Source organism: Acinetobacter lwoffii (assembly GCF_024129115.1).
GTDB lineage: Bacteria > Pseudomonadota > Gammaproteobacteria > Pseudomonadales > Moraxellaceae > Acinetobacter > Acinetobacter lwoffii_T.
On record NZ_JAMXXO010000007.1, the window covers coordinates 22269 to 41122 of the forward strand.

15 protein-coding genes are annotated in these 18854 nt (G+C 46.0%); 2 read left to right on the top strand and 13 right to left on the bottom strand.

What is annotated here, in order from left to right; translation table 11 throughout:
• Position 1 precedes the first annotated feature (1 nt).
• The 11 genes from nuoL to ndhC form a co-directional block, all read right to left on the bottom strand.
• Complete coding sequence (gene nuoL, locus NI470_RS07435; protein ID WP_253148105.1) at positions 2-1897, bottom strand: NADH-quinone oxidoreductase subunit L; 1896 nt, start codon at positions 1895-1897, stop codon at positions 2-4.
• Positions 1894-2202: an NADH-quinone oxidoreductase subunit NuoK gene (nuoK, locus tag NI470_RS07440; protein ID WP_004280769.1), complete on the bottom strand. Its 309-nt coding sequence runs from the start codon at positions 2200-2202 to the stop codon at positions 1894-1896. Before nuoK ends, nuoL begins: the two co-directional genes overlap by 4 nt.
• Positions 2202-2720, bottom strand: coding sequence for an NADH-quinone oxidoreductase subunit J (gene nuoJ, locus NI470_RS07445; RefSeq protein ID WP_171054322.1), 519 nt, complete (start codon positions 2718-2720; stop codon positions 2202-2204). The genes nuoK and nuoJ overlap by 1 nt, the downstream gene beginning before the upstream one ends.
• On the bottom strand, positions 2720-3262 hold the full coding sequence (gene nuoI / locus NI470_RS07450) for an NADH-quinone oxidoreductase subunit NuoI (protein WP_004280771.1): 543 nt from the start codon (positions 3260-3262) through the stop codon (positions 2720-2722). The genes nuoJ and nuoI overlap by 1 nt, the downstream gene beginning before the upstream one ends.
• A gap of 18 nt (positions 3263-3280) precedes the next feature.
• Positions 3281-4297 carry an NADH-quinone oxidoreductase subunit NuoH gene (nuoH, locus tag NI470_RS07455; RefSeq protein WP_004280772.1) on the bottom strand — a complete coding sequence of 339 codons (1017 nt, stop codon included), beginning with the start codon at positions 4295-4297 and terminating at the stop codon, positions 3281-3283.
• 3 nt (positions 4298-4300) lie between these two features.
• Positions 4301-6979, bottom strand: coding sequence for an NADH-quinone oxidoreductase subunit NuoG (gene nuoG / locus NI470_RS07460; protein WP_253148104.1), 2679 nt, complete (start codon positions 6977-6979; stop codon positions 4301-4303).
• A gap of 11 nt (positions 6980-6990) precedes the next feature.
• On the bottom strand, positions 6991-8322 hold the full coding sequence (gene nuoF / locus NI470_RS07465; RefSeq protein ID WP_044111081.1) for an NADH-quinone oxidoreductase subunit NuoF: 1332 nt from the start codon (positions 8320-8322) through the stop codon (positions 6991-6993).
• Positions 8319-8828: an NADH-quinone oxidoreductase subunit NuoE gene (gene nuoE / locus NI470_RS07470; protein ID WP_195725650.1), complete on the bottom strand. Its 510-nt coding sequence runs from the start codon at positions 8826-8828 to the stop codon at positions 8319-8321. Before nuoE ends, nuoF begins: the two co-directional genes overlap by 4 nt.
• A gap of 14 nt (positions 8829-8842) precedes the next feature.
• A complete protein-coding gene (nuoC, locus tag NI470_RS07475) occupies positions 8843-10630 on the bottom strand; it encodes an NADH-quinone oxidoreductase subunit C/D (protein WP_004732074.1) in 1788 nt (595 codons plus the stop codon).
• Positions 10631-10721: 91 nt separating this feature from the next.
• Entirely contained in the window at positions 10722-11402 is a 681-nt protein-coding gene (locus NI470_RS07480) for a NuoB/complex I 20 kDa subunit family protein (protein ID WP_004280778.1), read from the bottom strand.
• Between the two features lie 6 nt (positions 11403-11408).
• Positions 11409-11954: an NADH-quinone oxidoreductase subunit A gene (gene ndhC, locus NI470_RS07485; RefSeq protein ID WP_044111083.1), complete on the bottom strand. Its 546-nt coding sequence runs from the start codon at positions 11952-11954 to the stop codon at positions 11409-11411.
• A 572-nt stretch (positions 11955-12526) separates the two neighbouring features.
• On the opposite strand from ndhC, the gene NI470_RS07490 reads away from it, so the two are divergent.
• Entirely contained in the window at positions 12527-12883 is a 357-nt protein-coding gene (locus NI470_RS07490; RefSeq protein WP_004645876.1) for a hypothetical protein, read from the top strand.
• Between the two features lie 66 nt (positions 12884-12949).
• Here NI470_RS07490 and bfmS read toward each other — a convergent pair whose 3' ends face one another.
• Together bfmS and bfmR are read right to left on the bottom strand one after the other, a co-directional pair.
• A complete protein-coding gene (bfmS, locus tag NI470_RS07495; protein WP_004732077.1) occupies positions 12950-14620 on the bottom strand; it encodes a sensor histidine kinase BfmS in 1671 nt (556 codons plus the stop codon).
• Between the two features lie 42 nt (positions 14621-14662).
• A complete protein-coding gene (gene bfmR / locus NI470_RS07500) occupies positions 14663-15379 on the bottom strand; it encodes a response regulator transcription factor BfmR (protein ID WP_004280782.1) in 717 nt (238 codons plus the stop codon).
• Between the two features lie 567 nt (positions 15380-15946).
• Here bfmR and NI470_RS07505 point away from each other — a divergent pair.
• Complete coding sequence (locus NI470_RS07505; protein ID WP_253148102.1) at positions 15947-18784, top strand: ribonucleoside-diphosphate reductase subunit alpha; 2838 nt, start codon at positions 15947-15949, stop codon at positions 18782-18784.
• Positions 18785-18854: the final 70 nt, after the last annotated feature.

Genomic DNA, 18854 nt, shown 5'->3' on the forward strand with positions numbered 1-18854 from the left:
TTTATTTCCCCACGACCTGAATCACGATCAAGATCATCAGTAGGACAACGACACCGAGCCCCATACTAGATGCATATTCACGCAGTGAACCGGTTTGACGTGAACTTGTAAAGCTGTGACCACCTTTAACAAGTGCAGGAAGTACCAGCCATAGGCCATCAATTGGATCACGACCAAAGATCTTCGCGAACATTAAATATGGCTTCACGAAAATGAGGTCATACAGCGTATCGAAACCTAATGCATTACGGCAGATGTTGACCAGGCCAGCACCTACAGAAGTGGCTGCAAAACGTTTGACTGCATTGTAAGCAAAAGCGAACAGTACGACACCCACTGCAAGACCTGTCAAAGCAACAGCAATTGCGATGTATTCAGCACCATGTGCACCTGCTTCAAGCGCTTCAGGAATAATGAAGGCTGGAATTTGTGCAGCATCCAGAATACTCATTACCGGTGCTTTTAGTACGATCGCCAGACCTGTTGAAAGTACAGCAAGAATCGCCAGTGGCGCCCAGTAAGTTGCACCTTTGATTTCATGATAAGGCGTGTTTTCTTTGCCGAAGAATACAACCCAGATTAAACGGAATGTATAAATAGACGTTAAGAATGCACCTGCAACACCCACCCAGTACAGCGTGTTATACACTGGTAAACCAGCAATATGACTTTGCGTCCAGACTGCAGCAAGAATCGCATCTTTGGAGAAGAAACCAATCGTTAGGAATGGAATCGCTGCCAATGCACCGCCACCAATCGCGAAACATGCAAACAGGAATTTGTTCTTATAGAACAGACCGCCCATCTTGAAGATGTTTTGTTCGTGATGGTAAGCCAGAATCACCGCACCAGATGACAAGAACAATAATGCCTTGAAGAATGCGTGAGTCAGCATATGGAACAGACCTGCTTGGTATGCTTCAGCACCCACCGCCATAAACATATAACCGAGCTGACTCATAGTTGAGTAAGCCAAAATACGTTTGATGTCGGTTTGAACCAGTGCAGCAAAACCAGCCACAAGCAAGGTCACCGCACCTGTGATCGAAATAAATACCATCACTTCTGGTGCAAGTTCAAAGACTGCGAATAGACGGCAGCACAGGTAAACACCCGCTGTTACCATCGTTGCAGCATGGATCAATGCAGAAACAGGTGTTGGACCTGCCATCGCATCGGCTAACCATGTTTGTAACGGGATCTGTGCAGATTTACCCGCCGCACCCAAGAACAATAACAATGCTGTCCAGATGGTCAATGAAGAACTTTGCGTCATTACAGTCGCCGCATTTTCGACGATGTACTGAATGTTCAAGGTACCGAATTGCTGGAAGATCAGGAACATGGCAATCAGCAGGAATACGTCACCAATACGGGTCACAGTAAATGCCTTGATTGCCGCCAGACCGTTTGCAGGGTTCTGGTAGTAATAACCGATCAGCAGGTAAGAACACAGACCTACGCCTTCCCAACCTAGGAATAACAACGCCAGGTTGTCACCCAATACCAGCAATAACATGCTTGCAACGAACAGGTTGAAGTAAGAGAAGAAACGTGCGAAGTCTTCTTCACCGCGCATGTACCATGATGCAAAGATGTGAATTAAGAAACCCACGCCTGTCACCATGCCCAGCATCAATAAAGACAAGCCATCCAGCTGCAAGCTGATGCCCGGAGCAAAACCGCCAACACTGAACCAGGTCCAGAGATGTTGCACAACTGCAGTTGAACCATTATTCACAAAGTCCATACCCGCAATCAGTGCGAACAGTGCAGATAAACCGACTGCACCGACACCAATCATTGCTGCAACAGATTCCGGAAGCTTGTTACGCCCCGCCGCTAACAGGACAAAACCAATGAGCGGAAATAAAATTGTTAGATATAAATAACTCATCCGCGCATCTCACTAGCAGCATCCACATCCAGGTGATGGAAGCGATGATAGAACTGAAGGACGATCGCAAGACCAATACAAGCCTCTGCCGCAGCAAGCGTCAGGATCAGGATAAACATGATCTGACCATCTGGCTGTGCCCATGCACTGCCCGCCAGGACGAACGCCAAAGCAGCAGCGTTCATCATGATTTCAAGGCTCATTAAAATAAATAGTAGGTTGCGTCGCACCATTACACCGTAAAAACCCAGTGCAAAGAGAATAGATGCAACGATCAAACCATGCTCTAAAGGGATGTTGCCCATTATTCTTTTTCCTCTTCTGCATCTGGTTCACGTTTACCTAAATGGAATGCAGCTACCAGGGCAGCAAGCAATAACATCGCGGCAACTTCAACCAACAACAAGTATTGCGTAAAGAGTGCTTGACCCACTGCTTTCGGGCCCACCATTTCTGTACCCATTACCAGTGAAGCTTGTGTGTAATCAGAGTTTAATACCCATACCAGTACCAAGCCGATCAGGAAGCTCATCAACGCCGGATAAGCCCAAGCCGATGAAGTCAACCATTTACGTTCTTGTTCAACGGTCTGCTCACCCAGGTTCAGCATCATTACCACGAACACGAACAACACCATGATCGCGCCCGCATAAACGATCACTTCCAGCGCACCAGCGAATGGCGCACCGACGATCAGGAACATGCCTGCGACTGCAAGCAATGACACGATCAGGCTTAATAAAGCATGTACCGGATTCGCGTTAGTAACAACGCGAACCGTAGAGACAATGGCCACGAGGGCCATTAAATAAAATGGCCACATCATGGTAATAGACTCCGTACATCAACAGGTGCACTTTCACGCTGTGCTTGACCTTTGTCCTTGCCTGCAACTGCCATACCGGTTACACGATAGAAGTTATAGTCAGGATATTTACCAGGACCAGAAATCAGCAGGTGTTCTTTTTCATAGACCAAGTCCTGACGAACATATTCGCCAAGCTCGAAGTCCGGGGTCATCTGAATCGCAGTGGTTGGACACGCTTCTTCACACATACCGCAGAAAATACAACGCGAGAAGTTGATACGGAAAAATTCCGGATACCAGCGACCATCTTCACGTTCTGCTTTTTGTAGTGAAATACAGCCTACCGGACAGGCAACCGCACACAGGTTACATGCCACACAGCGTTCTTCGCCATCAGGGTCGCGCGTCAATACGATACGACCACGGAAGCGTGGTGGCACGATTTCTTCGGCCGGCACTTCCGGATATAAAATGGTGTCACGTTTACGTGTTGCGTGGCTGAACACCATCCACAACGAACGAACGATTGACCCGAATCCAGCTAGAAATTTAAACATTTTGTTCTCCCTGCTGTCTTAGGCCTGATTCATCAGAATCACAGCACCAGTTACCAAAAGGTTAACCAACGCCAATGGCAAGCAAATTTTCCAACCAAAGTTCATCACCTGGTCATAACGTGGACGCATTAATGAACCACGCGCCAGTACAAACATCATTACAAAGAATGCTGTTTTGATAATGAACCAGAATGCTGCTGGAAGGAACGGAATATCAAGGTTGAATGGCGCAAGCCAGCCACCGAAGAATAAAGTCACGATCAATGCAGAGATCAGTACCACGTTGACGTATTCCGCAACGAAGAACATCCCCCACTTCATACCGCCGTATTCAACATGGTAACCTTCTGCCAATTCCTGTTCTGCTTCTGGTTGGTCAAATGGGTGACGGTGCGTGACCGCAACACCCGCAACCACAAAGATCAGGAAGCCAAGGAACTGAGGAATCACAAACCAGACATCTTTTTGCGCTTCAACGATTTCACGCATGTTGAATGAACCGGCAATTGCCACCACACCCATCAACGAGATCCCCAGGAACACTTCATACGAAATGGTTTGAGCCGCAGAACGTAAACCGCCCAGTAAGGCATATTTGTTGTTTGATGACCAGCCACCGAACAGGACTGCATAAACTGCAATACCCGCCATTGCCATAAAGAACAACAGGCCGATGTTCATGTCTGCTACACCTAAATAAGGTGATACAGGAATAACCATGAACGACAGCACCGCAGTCGCCATCGCAACTGCTGGCGCCATACGGAACGTCAATTTGTCAGCAAATTTTGGTGTCCAGTCTTCCTTGAACATGATTTTCAGCATGTCGGCAACAATCTGGAACATACCGCCCGGACCAACACGGTTCGGACCATAACGGTCTTGCCACAAGCCGAGTAAACGACGTTCAATAAAAGACATCAACGCAGCGATCAGTACTACAACCAGCAAGATCACAATCGCTTGAATGACTGAATAGGCAATTGGCCAGTTTTCAGCCCACAACGGCGTTTGACGGATTAATTCTTGTTCCATGAATTACACTCCTACCGCGACTGAAACAGGCTCTGCAAGAGATACCGTCGGTGCCAGACCGATTGGGTAGCCAATATAACCTGTCGGTAAATATTCAATCACTTGAACTGGAAGAACGATTGACGTCTCACCTGCTTTCACCGTGATTGTCTGACCATCTTGAACATTCAGGCGCGCTGCATCCTGCTCACCCACTGCAAATACCGCCTCAGGAATACGTGTTTCCATCGCTGGTGTTTTTACCGTGAATTCACCTGAACCAAAGATATGGTGCATCGGTACTAGACGGAAGCTTTCAACATTGACCAGAACAGGTGCCGGTGCAACGAATGTACGTGCCGGACGTTTTGCCAAACGGTCGAATAAACGAACGCCTGAATCACCACCTTTCAGTGAACCACCCACAGTTTCCTGGAACTTGTTCCAAGCTTGTGGCGAGTTCCAGCCTGCAGACCATGCAAATGGAACCAGTGGAGATGGAGTCTGGTCTCCGACATAACCTTCCATCGAGAATGTTAATGCAGAGTCTTTATCTGTAGGCTGTTTCGGCTCATGTACAGACAATGGCGAACGCATTGAAGTACGACCTGAGTAACGACGTGGTTCACGTGCCACTTTCAAGCCATGAACACGGAAGCCCGCATCAGGTGCAACATCCAGAATGCCTTCAAGCGCAGGAACGTTTTTCGCCACTGACTCGATCACATCATCCAGTAAAGTCCAAGAAATCGCTTTGCCTTTTACGCCTGTTTCCAGAGCGTGTAACCAGCGCCAAGATTCCTTGATCGCCAATTCAGGATTGTAGTAGCTTGGGTCATACACTTGGTAGAAACGTTGTGCACGGCCTTCTTGAGAAACGACAGTACCATCACCTTCAGCAAACGATGCAGCAGAAAGTACGATGTCGGCTTTTTTCACTGTTGCAGTTTCAGAGTGATCCAGTACGATCACATCTTTACCTGCAAGTGCAGCATCGACCTGTGCAGCAGGAAGACGACGGTAAAGGTCGTTTTCAACCACAATCACAGTATCGTAATCTTGTGCAAATGCTTGCTCTAGGCTTTGACCACCAAAGATTGCCATACCCATCGAGTTCACTTCAGGAACCGTCAAAGTCAGACCTGCATTACCCAGATTCTGTGCAACTTGTGCAGCAGCTTCCATAATGGCAGGATCTTGCAAGCTTGTACCTGAGATGATCAGTGGTTTCTTCGCAGCTTTTAAAGTGTCCGCAATGGTTTGTGCAAATGCTTTGGCATCGTCATCTAAACCAAGAATCGTTTCACCAGCAAGTGCTGCAGCAACCGCAAAACCTAAACGTGCGATGTCGTTTGGAGAAGCAACCACTTCACCTTCAGCAACATCAGACAAACGGGTTTGTGTCGCAGCCAGGATGTAAATCGGAGATTTCGCATCTTGTGCAATACGTTGTACCGGTTCAGCCAACCACTCTTGCGTACGGCGCTCTGCCGCCATCTCTTTGCCTTTATTTTTCGCAGCCTGGCGAACAGATAAAGCCATACGTGGCGCAGTTTGTGTGAGGTCTTCACCCAAAATTAACACAGCATCGTAGCTTTCAATTTCACGCATGTTCGGGTTGTAAACACCCTCGGTTTGCATGATAGAAGCAGCAAGTTCAACCAGGTTTTGCTCTTTTTGAGATAGACCTGTTGAGAAGTTCTCTTGACCCACCAACTCACGAAGTGCGAAGTTCGACTCAAGTGATGCACGCGGTGAACCAATACCCAATACTTTTTTGCCCTGGATATTTGCAATGACCGTGTCTAGTGCTGCATCCACTGAAACAGTTTCAACAGTTGCACCTTGACGGAATTGTGGTTGACGCGGACGGTCTTCACGGTTCACATAACCTGTACCGAAACGGCCTTTGTCGCATAAGAAGTACTGGTTGACTTCACCGTTATAACGGTTTTCTACGCGGCGAAGTTCGCCATAACGTTCACCCGGAGAGATATTACAACCTGAAGAACAGCCTTGGCATACGCTTGGCGCATACTGCATGTCCCATTTACGGTTGTAGCGAGCCGAATGAGTTTTGTCGGTGAATACACCTGTTGGACAGACTTCAGTCAGGTTACCCGAGAATTCAGACTCTAAAGTGCCTGATTCCGGACGACCGAAGTATACACGTGATGCGTTGGCATACACGCCGAAGTCCGTACCACCTGCGTAGTCTTTGTAATAACGCACACAACGGTAACACGCGATACAACGGTTCATTTCGTGGGAAATGAATGAGCCAAGCTCCTGGTTGTAATGGGTACGTTTGGTGAAACGGTAGCGACGACGGTCATGCTGCGTCATTACAGTCATATCTTGTAAATGACAGTGACCACCTTCTTCACAGACTGGACAGTCGTGCGGGTGGTTGGTCATCAAGAATTCAACAATCGAAGCACGGAAATCTTTGGCTTCTTTGTCTTCAATCGAGATGTAGGTATTGTCAGATGCAGGCGTCATACATGACATGACCAAACGGCCACGCGTATCTTCTGGATTCGCGTACTGGGTCACGGCACATTGACGGCAAGAGCCGACAGAACCTAAGGATGGATGCCAACAAAAGTATGGGATATCAATGCCAAGACTCAAACATGCTTGTAGCAAGTTTTCCGAGCCGTTGACTTCATACGATTTGCCATCGACATGAATTGTAGCCATAGTCGAATTCCTTAAGCTTGTTCTACGTTGCTGGTTTGAGCGGCGGCATTCACAACCTTCGCTTCAAATTCGCCACGGAAATATTTGAGTGCGCCCATAAGCGGCTCCATTGCACCCGGTGCGTGGGCACAGAAAGTTTTACCAATCCAAAGCTTACGAGTCAGTTCTTGTAAGTGATCGATATCTTCTTTCTTACCTGTGCCATCTTCCAGTGCTTTCAGCGCTTTCACAGCCCAAGGTAAGCCATCACGGCAAGGCGTACAGAAACCACATGATTCGCGTGCAAAGAATTCTTCTAGGTTACGTGTCGCTGAAACCATACATTGGGTTTCATCTACCACCATCAATAAGCAAGTTCCTAAACGCGAACCTGCCTTCATGATGCTTTCCGCATCCATAGGAAGATCAATATGCTCGGCAGCCAGGAAGTCAGTTGATGCACCGCCCGGTAACCATGCTTTCAGTTTCAAACCGTCGCGCATACCACCAGCATGTTCTTCAATCACTTCACGTGCTGTCGTACCAAATGGAAGCTCCCATAGACCCGGGAATTTCACCTTACCTGAAGCACCATAAATTTTGGTACCTGGATCTTTCGACTTACCCGCAGACAAGTTGATATACCATTCAGGACCACGCAGCATGATGGCTGGTAAGTTGTTGTAGGTCTCTACGTTGTTGACAATCGTAGGACGACCCCAAGCACCTGCAACTTGCGGGAATGGTGGCTTAGTACGCGGGTTGGCACGGCGACCTTCTAGCGAGTTAATCAATGCAGTTTCTTCACCGCAGATATAACGACCCGCACCGGTATGCACGTGTAACTCGAAGTTCCAGCCTGTACCAAGGATATTATCCCCTAAGTAACCTTTGGCACGAACTTGCTCAAGTGCTTCATTTAAGTACTGAGCAGCTTCGATGTACTCGCCGCGGATAAAGATATAACCGTGTGTTGCTTCAAGCGTATAACCCGCAATCAGCATCCCTTCGATCAATTGATGAGGAAGATCTTCCATCAGCAAACGGTCTTTAAAGGTACCTGGTTCCATCTCATCGGCATTACAAATCAGGTAACGTGGACCCGAGTTGTCATTTGGCGCCATAAGTGACCATTTAATGCCTGCCGGGAAGCCTGCACCACCACGACCTTTTACAGTCGCTGCCTTAACCACTTCCAATACATCTTTAGGCGACATGGTCAGTGCTTTTTTAAAGCCTGCATAACCTTCCAGCGCTTCGTAATCATCTGCATTACGTACGTTGGCCTGCTTGCTTAAACGCCATGTTAATGGATGCGTTTCCGGGTTACCGTCGCCATAAATTGGTTTTGGTTCAGTATTCATACATACTTCTCCAACAGCTGTTTCACCGAAGTCACTTCAACCAGACCGTGCGTGTCTTCATCAATCATTAAGGTTGGACCTTTGTCACAGTTGCCCAGACAGCAAATTGGCAGCAAAGTGAAACGACCATCTGCAGTCGTTTGACCAAATTGGATTCCTAATTCGCGCTGGAATGCTTCTGCCAAAGTTTCCGCACCCATCAAGAAACACGCAATCGAATCACATAACAAAATTACGTGACGACCGACCGGCTGACGGTAAATACGGTTATAGAACGTTGCCACACCTTCAAGGTCCGCAACGCTCATGCTCAGCATTTGTGCGATGGCATTCATTTGCGCATCATCTACCCAGCCATTACGGCGTTGTACACACTTCAGCGCATCTAGACACGCTGCACGTGGGTATGGGTAGTGCCCCATGTGATGTTTGATATCGTGAATTTCGTCCGCAGTCAAAATCCCTTCAACATTCACACGTGGCTTTTTATCAGTCAAAATCATCATAATGCGTTTACCCCTTAGCGATCCACGTCAGCCATTACGACGTCAATGGTCGCTAAATAAATGATTAAGTCAGACATTAAGCTGCCGTTAATCACAGAAGGCATTTGCTGTAAATGCGTGAAGGTTGGTGTACGAATACGGGTACGGTAACTCATGGTTGACTTGTCTGAAGTCAAGTAGTAGTTCGACGCGCCTTTCACCACTTCCGCCATCACAGATGCTTCACCCGCCGGCATTACAGGACCCCAAGATACACTCAGGAAGTGCGTAATCAAGGTTTCAATATCTTGTAATGTCTTGTCTTTTGGTGGTGGAACAGCCAGTGGATGGTCTGCTTTATACGCACCAGACGGCATATTATCTAAACATTGTTTGATAATTTTCAGTGATTCTTCAATTTCACGGTAGTGAACGATGACACGTGCATAGGCATCGCCTTCGTACTCCACTGGCACTTCGAAGTCGTAATTTTCATAACCGCTATATGGGCGGTATTTACGTACGTCAAAGTCAATACCTGTAGCACGCAGACCTGTACCTGTTACACCCCAAGCCAATGCAGATTTTGCATCGTATTGCGCAACATTACGGGTACGACCCACAAACACCGAGTTTTTTAGCGCTGCAGTATGGTATTCCTTCAAACGTTTCGGCATCCAATCCAGGATTTCACGGATCAGGTGCTGCCAGTTATTTGGAAGGTCATGTGCGGTACCACCGATACGGAACCATGCCGGATGCATACGGTAACCAGTGATCGCTTCAATCGCGTCATAGATTTTCTGACGGTCAGCGAACATATAGAAGACTGGCGTCATACCGCCGGCATCCTGAATCGCAGTACCAATGAACAGCAAGTGGTTATTGATACGGAACAGTTCAGACATCATCACGCGGATACATTGCGCACGGTCAGGTACAGTAATACCCGCCATTTGCTCTACGCCAAGCACGTAAGGCATGTTTTGCGCACAACCACCGAGGTAGTCGACACGGTCTGTATACGGAATGAATGAATGCCAGGTTTGACGTTCAGCCATCTTTTCCACACCGCGGTGGTGATAACCGATATCAGGCACACAGTCTTTCACTTCTTCACCGTCCAGCTGCAAGATCACACGGAAAGCACCGTGCGCAGATGGATGGTTCGGACCCAAGTTCAGGAACATGAAGTCTTCATCGGCATTGCCGCGCTTCATACCCCAATCTTCAGGGACGAAACGAAGATGTTCCTGCTCGTAGTCCTGTTTGGCTTTATCTTGCAAATACGGCGTATATTCAGTCGCACGTGCAGAATATTCTTTACGTAGCGGATGACCTTCCCAATAGGTTGGCAACAAGATACGACGGAGCATTGGATGCCCTTCGAAATTGATCCCGAACATATCGTAAGCTTCGCGTTCGTACCAGTTGGCATTTGGCCAAATATTGGTTGCCGTTGGAAGATTCAAATCGCTTTCTGCTAAGGCAACTTTAATACGAATGTCAGTATTACGCTCGAGCGACAACAAGTGATAGAACACTGTGAAGTCAGACGCAGGTAAACCGTCGCGGTGCGTACGCAGACGCTCATCTACCGCTGACAAGTCGAACAACATCACGTAAGGACGTGACACTGTACGCAAGAACATTAAAACTTCTTGTACACGTGCGCGCTCAACCCAGACTGTCGGGAAATCCTCGAAAGTCGTTTGCACAAAGAAGTTCTCACCAAATTTGGTTTTGAGTTCTTCAATAATGGCAAATGCTGGGCGTGAATCAACAGGCGTTGATTCTGGCATAGCAATGTCAGTTTCAGCCATTGGCTTGGCTTCCTATTTAATACAAATTCAGTCAACCTAAACGACAATTACACCCATAGCGGGTGCACAACAAAACAACCTGTCGTTTAAATTATTTAATTTCATCCATAGAGCGTAAGTTCTTCACAGCAACACGCTGGTCTTTCTTACGGTCACGTTCCGGCATCATCTTTGGCTTATACACTGGCTTAAGATCATCACCGATCACCGCAGAAAGCGGACGACGCTCTAGTTGAATCTGGTCTTGCAACAGCATCAATGCCTGAATCAAAGCTTCAGGACGTGGTGGGCAACCTGGAATATACACATCGACCGGGATGATTTTATCCACACCTTGTACGACTGAATAAATATCGTACATACCACCTGAGTTGGCACATGCACCCATTGAAATGACCCATTTCGGTTCAAGCATCTGTTCATACAGACGCTGAATTACCGGCGCCATTTTCACAAAGCATGTACCCGCCACAATCATTAAGTCCGCCTGACGCGGTGAAGCGCGGATAACCTCGGCACCAAAACGTGACAAGTCATGCACGCCGGTCAAGGTCGTTGCATATTCCACGTAGCAGCAAGATGTACCAAAGTTAAATGGCCAAACTGAGTTTTTACGACCCCAGTTGACTGCTGTATGTACCACATCCTCTAAGCGAGTCATGAATACATTTTTATTCACTTCCTCTTCTAGCAACGGATCTTCTACAACAATACGTTCCTGAAGTGGATATTGGTCAGCATTCGGATTCGCACGGGTTAATGTATATTTCATCCCGTCTTACTCCTTATCAGATAATTGAGTTTGTGACTTTTTCACAAAACCAGATGATTGAGCCGGGATTTGACCCGTTGGATCCATCACCAATTCTTCAACCGAGTTGAAGCGCGTAATTTCTGCAAGATCCATATTTGGCGAACCAATCTTAGCTTTAATTCCTGCTGCCTTACGTCTGTCTGAAGGTGCCCAATTGAGTGCGCCTGTCGATAATTCGTAAATCAAACCAACAAGTAAAACTATGATAAAGATAGCTGCAGTTGCAAAACCAATCCAACCTACTTCACGAACAGAAACCGCCCATGCATATAGATAAAGTGCTTCTAAATCAAACACTACGAAGAAAATTGCAACTAAATAGAACTTTGCAGACAAGCGGATACGAGCTCCACCTGCGCTAACTACACCTGACTCAAACTGCTCCTGCTTGGCACGGCCCCATGATTTACCCCCGAGGAGTAATGGGACAGTCAGCATAAAGACGCATAAAAATGTAACGCCGATCACGAAGGCAATAATTGCCCATTCGTATGGAGTAATAGCACTCATGCGGGGATAACTCCTGGCAGGCCTATTTGTTAACAAAGAATGTATGTATTGGCCTTCAAATACACCAAACACAAAATTAATCCCGCCAATTGTACCTGATTTTGGATTTCACTTGCTAGTTTATAAGCCTTAGTCTTTGGGATGATTTTTTAGACATTTCAGCATTTAATTTGACTTTAATCATTCAGAATTCGTTTTAATCGTTTTCCTAAATTAAATTTTAATTATCTATTAATTTTTCTATAAATAGCGCTACCAGAAAACAGACTGATCGATAAGTTGCTTTTCTCGCCCACCCATTTAGATATAGTCCTTTTCACTATTGAATCCAAGTTAAATCGGATAAAAACTTATTTTAACAACTATTTTTTCTTTCAAACTATTTGATTTAACTTGATATTTAATGTGATTTTTTATATTTAACTGTTGCTTTACCCCCTGCAGCTACTTGGTAATCTTGGATTGGCAATTGTGTCTTTTTGCAACATGCTCAACAGGCTGATTCAGAATATGTTATTTCTATTTCTAAACCACATCATGACATTAATAAAGTAACAATAAGGAGTCCTTGCATGTCTCTACGCTTCTCCCATCGACCTAATTATTTTTTATTTGCTCAATTACTGGTTCGACATATAGAAAATTACATCCAGAAAAACCCCAACATAAGCCAGGCGGCTTTTGACTTACGTGACATCCATGCACTTTTTCAAGAGGACCATGCTTCTTCCAGCATCAATCTGGATGGCATTATGAATATCGCTGACGAATATAAAGTCGAAACGTTATCAGGCGACCAAAAACTGATTCAGCGTTATAACGTCGATGCGAAAAATACCAAACTGGTGATCGACTTTAACTCTGAAGCGCTACAAAGCTTAAAAGAGGGTAAATCACTCATTGAACCTGATGCGACCATTCAGGAATAAAAATCGCTCCTAATAAAAAACGATGCCGATGCATCGTTTTTTATGACTAAAATCATTTATACAATATCAAGCTAAATGATCACTCGCTTCCTCAGGCTTTTTTTCTAGCATCTTGCGCTTACTCTTCTTGACATAACGCTGTGCCGGCCAGGTCATGGTAAAACGCGCGCCACCCAGCGTCGGACTTTGATCCACCTGAATCGTACCACCAAACCAGTACGCAATCCGGCTGACAATGGATAAACCCAAACCATAACCACCCGAAGCACGGGTGCGGCTGTCATCCAGCCGGGCAAAGGCTTCAAAGACCCGGGCACGATCCACTTCCGGAATTCCCGGGCCATCATCTTCAACAGAGACATAGGCCTGACCATCCTGATCCAGACCACCACTGATCAGCACCTTATTGTCGCAATAACGCACCGCATTGCCGACCAGATTCTGAATTACGCGATGCAGATAACGGCGTTCTGCCTCAACCACCACATCAGGCATTGAATGTAGCTCAATGATTTTCTGGGTTTTTAATGCTTCAGTTTCCAGAGCTACCTGATTCAGCACTTCAAACAGATTGACCTTTTCAAACTCGATCGAAGGCATGCCCTGTTCTAGCTTGGCATAGGTCATGATCTCGTCAATCAGGGTATTCAGCGCCTCAATATCTTTATCAATCTGTTCGACCTGTTGCAGACGATAATCGTAATCATCTTCATCTGCCATCATTTCCACACCAAAACGAATCCGCGCCACTGGTGTACGAAGTTCATGCGACACCGCACGCATCAATTCACGTTGGGCTTCAATCAGGCGCTGAATATGATCAGACATATTGTTAAAGCTAGAGGCCAGCGTTGCCATTTCGTCACTTCCTTCTACAGGAAGACGCAATGACATATTACCGGTTTTCATTTTGTTTAAGGCATAGCTGACTTCACGCAACTTGCGCTGCATTGGCACCAGCAAACCATACACCCCCAGACTCAGCACAAACAGGCTCAATAAGGTAATACCAGTCGCTAACTGGAATGGCATCCAGTTAAACAATGGCACCGGTCCCATCACCAAGACTTGTGAGGTCGAACCTGGAATTGGCGAAATAATTGAAATGGTGGTGCCACGGATTGAGGCACTATCCCGATACAGGATAATACTGTGATCAAGACGCAAGCGCCCGATCTGCTCGGAATCTAAAGGTAAATTCTGGACATTTTCGATAGAAACCGGATAAGAAAAATAATCCTGAATACGAGCCAGATATTCTTTTTCCTGACCTGGATAGTAGACCAGATAGTCCAGGATAAAGACTGGTAAGGCCTTCATCTGGCGCTCAGTAATGCTGTCGGCCTTAATATAAAGGTAATGACCCGGGTCATCGCGCAGCCCAACCACAATATAGGCAATACCTGATTCGGCGTCCCAACGCACCACCGCCTTACGTTCGGCAATACGGCGTCCTTCAGCACGGGTAATGTCGACCTTGCTGGCTTCTACATAGTGAATGGGCAATTCCAGCAAATCGGAGGCATCAGAAACCCAATCCATTTTTTGCTGGAGATTTGGCTGGCGTGCAACCCCTTCACTGATGATATATGCCATACCATCAGTCAGGGATTCGCGATATTCTTGCGCACGCTGATAGTTGATAATCTGTACCAACAGATAGCCGAACACCGCCACCAAGACGACAAGGATGACGAGTCCTGCGTATATACGCAAAAATATACTGTGTTTAAACACCTATAATTTATCCTGCTTGTTCAAGCAACAAACCACATTTGCTTAAAGACCATTGGTCTCTTTAACAAAAAGATAACCTTTACTACGTACTGTTTTAATACGCTTCGGATTTTCTGGATCGTCACCGATTTTTGGACGGATACGAGAAATACGTACATCGATTGAACGGTCTTGACCATCATATTCGATACCACGTAAACGCTCGAAAATATCTTCGCGAGAGAGAATACGGCCAGCATTCGATGCAAGCAACCATAACAGATCATATTCTGCGCTGGTAAAATCAACCAGATCGCCATTTAAGGTCACTGAACGACCGCCGTTGTCGATGACCAGATCATCAAATTCGATGCGCTGTGCCACTTCATCTTCAGGTACCTTATCAGTACGGCGCAATAATGCACGAATACGTGCCAGCAATACACGCGGTTGAACAGGCTTAGCGACATAGTCATCTGCACCCATTTCCAGACCTAAAACCTGATCCATATCTTCAGTACGCGCAGTCAACATCAAAATCGGTTGATGATAATGTGGACGCACTTCACGGCAAATGGTCAAGCCATCCGCACCTGGCAACATCACATCCAGCACCACCATATCTGGCTGCTCGGCAATAATCCGACGAATGGCACGGTTACCATCCGGCTCTACCCCCACCTCAAGTCCGTTACGAATGAGGTATTCTTGCGTTAAACGGGCAAGACGCTCGTCATCTTCAACAATTAAAATCTTGGGTAACTTTTCTTCTTGGCTCATGTATTGCCCCTTATTTGGTGGATCTACGCTATAGGCGTATCCTTTTGAAATCCAATAGATACGTTTTTAATATGCTTGCAATATACACACGTTTACATTGTAAACAAGATAGCGTTCACCAAACTGATACATCAAGATAGCATTTTGTAATATTTTATCGTGCATTTTTTGGACAATTATGCTTGAAACAGTGGCTTAGATCTGATTTGCGATTTACACAACTATTACATGGACAAAATATGACTGCTTGATTCAGCACTTTTTAGTTATCCACAGTGTTATCTATAAGCACTTTCTTTTGACTTTGTTATGCTATGCCTTGCCTGATAAGGCTTATACAAAAATCAATAAAAATAGCGATATTTTTACAAGGATTAAAGCACAACTTAAGAAAAATATTTAGCTAAATGTCAATATTGATCTACCCTAAATTTTCCCGTATCTTGTGTTCAATTAATTTTAAAACCACTAGGTCTTGTGTTTATTCCTCAAACACTGTGGCACGAATTTTGCCCAGTTCAAACGGTCTATAAACATAAAAATAGATGACAATGGAGCTATGCTAACATGAGCGTAATCACTTCAACTCCTGGTCAACTTCAGGTGATTAAACGCACCGGTGATGTTGCCGCTTTTGATGCAGAAAAAATTTCTGTCGCAATTGGTAAAGCGTTTTTGGCGGTTGAAGGCCAACAAAGCGCTGACTCGAGCCGGATCCATGATCGTATCGAGCAACTGACGGAAATGGTATTAAATACCTTTAAACGTCGCTTACCTTCTGGCGGAACGATTCATATTGAAGAAATTCAAGACCAAGTTGAACTTGCGCTAATGCGTACGGGCGAACAGAAAGTTGCACGCTCTTATGTCATTTACCGTGAACAACGTTCTGAAGCACGTAAACAGTTAGGTGCACATCATCACCCGACCCTGCAAATTACCGATGCTGAAGGCAAACTCAAGCCACTAGATTTAAGTGCTTTAACTGCGCATGTTACTAAAGCAGCAGAAGGCCTTGAAGGCATTGATGTACAAGCCATTGTCGATGAGACCGTGAAAAACTTGTACAACGGCGTAAAAGAGTCGGACATCTCGACCACGATGATGATGGCGACCCGTACCCGTATTGAGCAAGAGCCTAACTATACATATGTGACTGCACGTTTATTGCGTGATGACCTGGTTGCGACTGGTTTGAAATTCCTGGGCCTACCTGTAGATACAGTTGAAGGCGATGCGCTGGAAACTTACCTGAAAAAAGGGATTGAGCTTGAGCTGCTTTCTCCAGAATTATTGAACTTTGACTTGGCGAAACTGGCAGCGGCGATTCAACCGGAACGCTCTAACCAATTTACTTACCTAGGTCTGCAAACATTATTTGACCGTTACTTCATCCATTCAGATGGCGTACGTTTCGAACTTCCGCAATTGTTCTTTATGCGTGTTTCTATGGGCTTGTCGCTCAATGAAGAAAACCGTGAAGAGCGCGCGATTGAGTTCTATAACTTATTGTCTAGCTTCGACTACATGGCTTCGACGCCTACCCTGTTTAACTCAGGTACGTTACGTCCACAATTGTCTAGCTGCTACTTGACTACGATTGATGATGACCTGTATGACATTTATGGCGCGATGCGTGATAACGCAATGCTATCTAAATGGGCAGGCGGTTTAGGTAATGACTGGACACCAGTTCGTGCTTTGAACTCATACATCAAAGGGACTAACGGTAAATCTCAAGGTGTTGTTCCATTCCTTAAAGTAGCGAATGATACGGCTGTTGCAGTGAACCAAGGCGGTAAGCGTAAAGGTGCAGTATGTGCATACCTTGAAACCTGGCACCTGGACATCGAAGAATTCCTTGAACTGCGTAAGAACACTGGTGATGACCGTCGTCGTACCCATGACATGAACACTGCGAACTGGGTTCCTGACCTGTTCATGCAACGTGTATTCGAAGATGCTGAATGGACACTGTTCACGCCTTCTGAAACGCCTGATCTGCATGATTTGACTGGTGCAGAATTCGCTGAGCGTTATGCGCATTACGAAGCAATTGCCAAAGAAACAAACATGTTGCACAAGAAAATCCGTGCAAAAGATTTGTGGCGCAAAATGCTGTCTATGCTGTTTGAAACAGGTCACCCGTGGATCACATTCAAAGACGTATGTAACCTGCGTTCACCACAACAACACGTAGGCGTGGTTCACTCTTCTAACCTGTGTACAGAAATCACTTTGAACACCAGCAAAGAAGAAATCGCGGTATGTAACCTGGGTTCAATCAACCTGGTACAACACGTTCAAGGCGGTGTACTTGATCGCGAAAAACTGGCACGTACCGTTAAAACTGCGGTTCGTATGCTCGACAACGTGATCGACATCAACTACTACGCTGTTCCGCAAGCGCGCAACTCGAACCTGAAACACCGTCCGGTTGGTATGGGTATCATGGGCTTCCAGGATGCGTTATACGAAATGAATCTGGCCTATGGTTCTGATGCTGCGGTTGAATTTGCTGATGAATCGATGGAAGTGATTTCGTACTACGCGATTTCAACATCTAGCGATTTGGCTGTTGAACGTGGTACATACGAAACATTCAAAGGTTCATTGTGGGATCAAGGTATCCTGCCAATCGACTCGCTTGATCTGGTTGCGAAAACTCGTCCAGAACGCATGTTCGAAGTCGACCGCACTCAACGTCTGGACTGGGACACTTTACGTGCCAAAGTTCAAAAAGACGGTATGCGTAACTCGAATGTGATGGCAATTGCTCCGACTGCTACGATTTCAAACATTTGTGGCGTGTCGCAATCTATTGAGCCTACATTCCAGAACTTGTATGTGAAATCTAACTTGTCTGGTGAATTCACCGTGATTAACCCGTACCTGGTACGTGCGTTGAAAGAACGTGATCTTTGGGATGCGGTGATGGTCAATGACCTGAAACACTTCGAAGGTTCTGTGCAGAAGATTTCCCGTATTCCTGAAGAGCTTAAAGCCATCTTCGCGACTGCGTTTGAAGTTGATACTCGCTGGATCGTAGATGCTGCATCACGCCGTCAAAAATGGATCGACCAGGCGCAGTCTCTTAACCTTTACATCGCTGGTGCAAACGGTAAGAAACTGGACATCACTTACAAAATGGCCTGGTTACGTGGTCTGAAAACCACTTATTACCTACGTGCATTGGGTGCAACTTCTGCTGAGAAATCAACCATTAATACTGGCGCATTGAATGCAGTTAAACCTGCAACTGTTGCGGCTCCTGTTGCGGCAGTAGCTCCGGTGGTTGAAGCGCAAAAACCTGAAGCTCCTGCAGAGGAAGAAGGTTTTGCTCAAGCGGCGCCAGTGCCAATGGCATGTTCAATTGACAATCCTGATTGTGAAGCTTGTCAATAATTAACTAAAGGTATCGAACTCAGAAATTAGGCTACTCACGTGGCCTCTCTGGAAATTCTCTAAACGTTAG

Bases quoted from the DNA above. Each gene is read 5' to 3' on its own strand.
- nuoL (WP_253148105.1), bottom strand. From the start codon at position 1,897: ATGAGTTATTTATATCTAACAATTTTATTTCCGCTCATTGGTTTTGTC.
- nuoJ (WP_171054322.1), bottom strand. From the start codon at position 2,720: ATGTGGCCATTTTATTTAATGGCCCTCGTGGCCATTGTCTCTACGGTT.
- nuoI (WP_004280771.1), bottom strand. From the start codon at position 3,262: ATGTTTAAATTTCTAGCTGGATTCGGGTCAATCGTTCGTTCGTTGTGG.
- nuoK (WP_004280769.1), bottom strand. From the start codon at position 2,202: ATGGGCAACATCCCTTTAGAGCATGGTTTGATCGTTGCATCTATTCTC.
- nuoC (WP_004732074.1), bottom strand. From the start codon at position 10,630: ATGGCTGAAACTGACATTGCTATGCCAGAATCAACGCCTGTTGATTCA.
- nuoG (WP_253148104.1), bottom strand. From the start codon at position 6,979: ATGGCTACAATTCATGTCGATGGCAAATCGTATGAAGTCAACGGCTCG.
- nuoE (WP_195725650.1), bottom strand. From the start codon at position 8,828: ATGATGATTTTGACTGATAAAAAGCCACGTGTGAATGTTGAAGGGATT.
- nuoF (WP_044111081.1), bottom strand. From the start codon at position 8,322: ATGAATACTGAACCAAAACCAATTTATGGCGACGGTAACCCGGAAACG.
- bfmR (WP_004280782.1), bottom strand. From the start codon at position 15,379: ATGAGCCAAGAAGAAAAGTTACCCAAGATTTTAATTGTTGAAGATGAC.
- NI470_RS07505 (WP_253148102.1), top strand. From the start codon at position 15,947: ATGAGCGTAATCACTTCAACTCCTGGTCAACTTCAGGTGATTAAACGC.
- nuoH (WP_004280772.1), bottom strand. From the start codon at position 4,297: ATGGAACAAGAATTAATCCGTCAAACGCCGTTGTGGGCTGAAAACTGG.
- NI470_RS07480 (WP_004280778.1), bottom strand. From the start codon at position 11,402: ATGAAATATACATTAACCCGTGCGAATCCGAATGCTGACCAATATCCA.
- ndhC (WP_044111083.1), bottom strand. From the start codon at position 11,954: ATGAGTGCTATTACTCCATACGAATGGGCAATTATTGCCTTCGTGATC.
- NI470_RS07490 (WP_004645876.1), top strand. From the start codon at position 12,527: ATGTCTCTACGCTTCTCCCATCGACCTAATTATTTTTTATTTGCTCAA.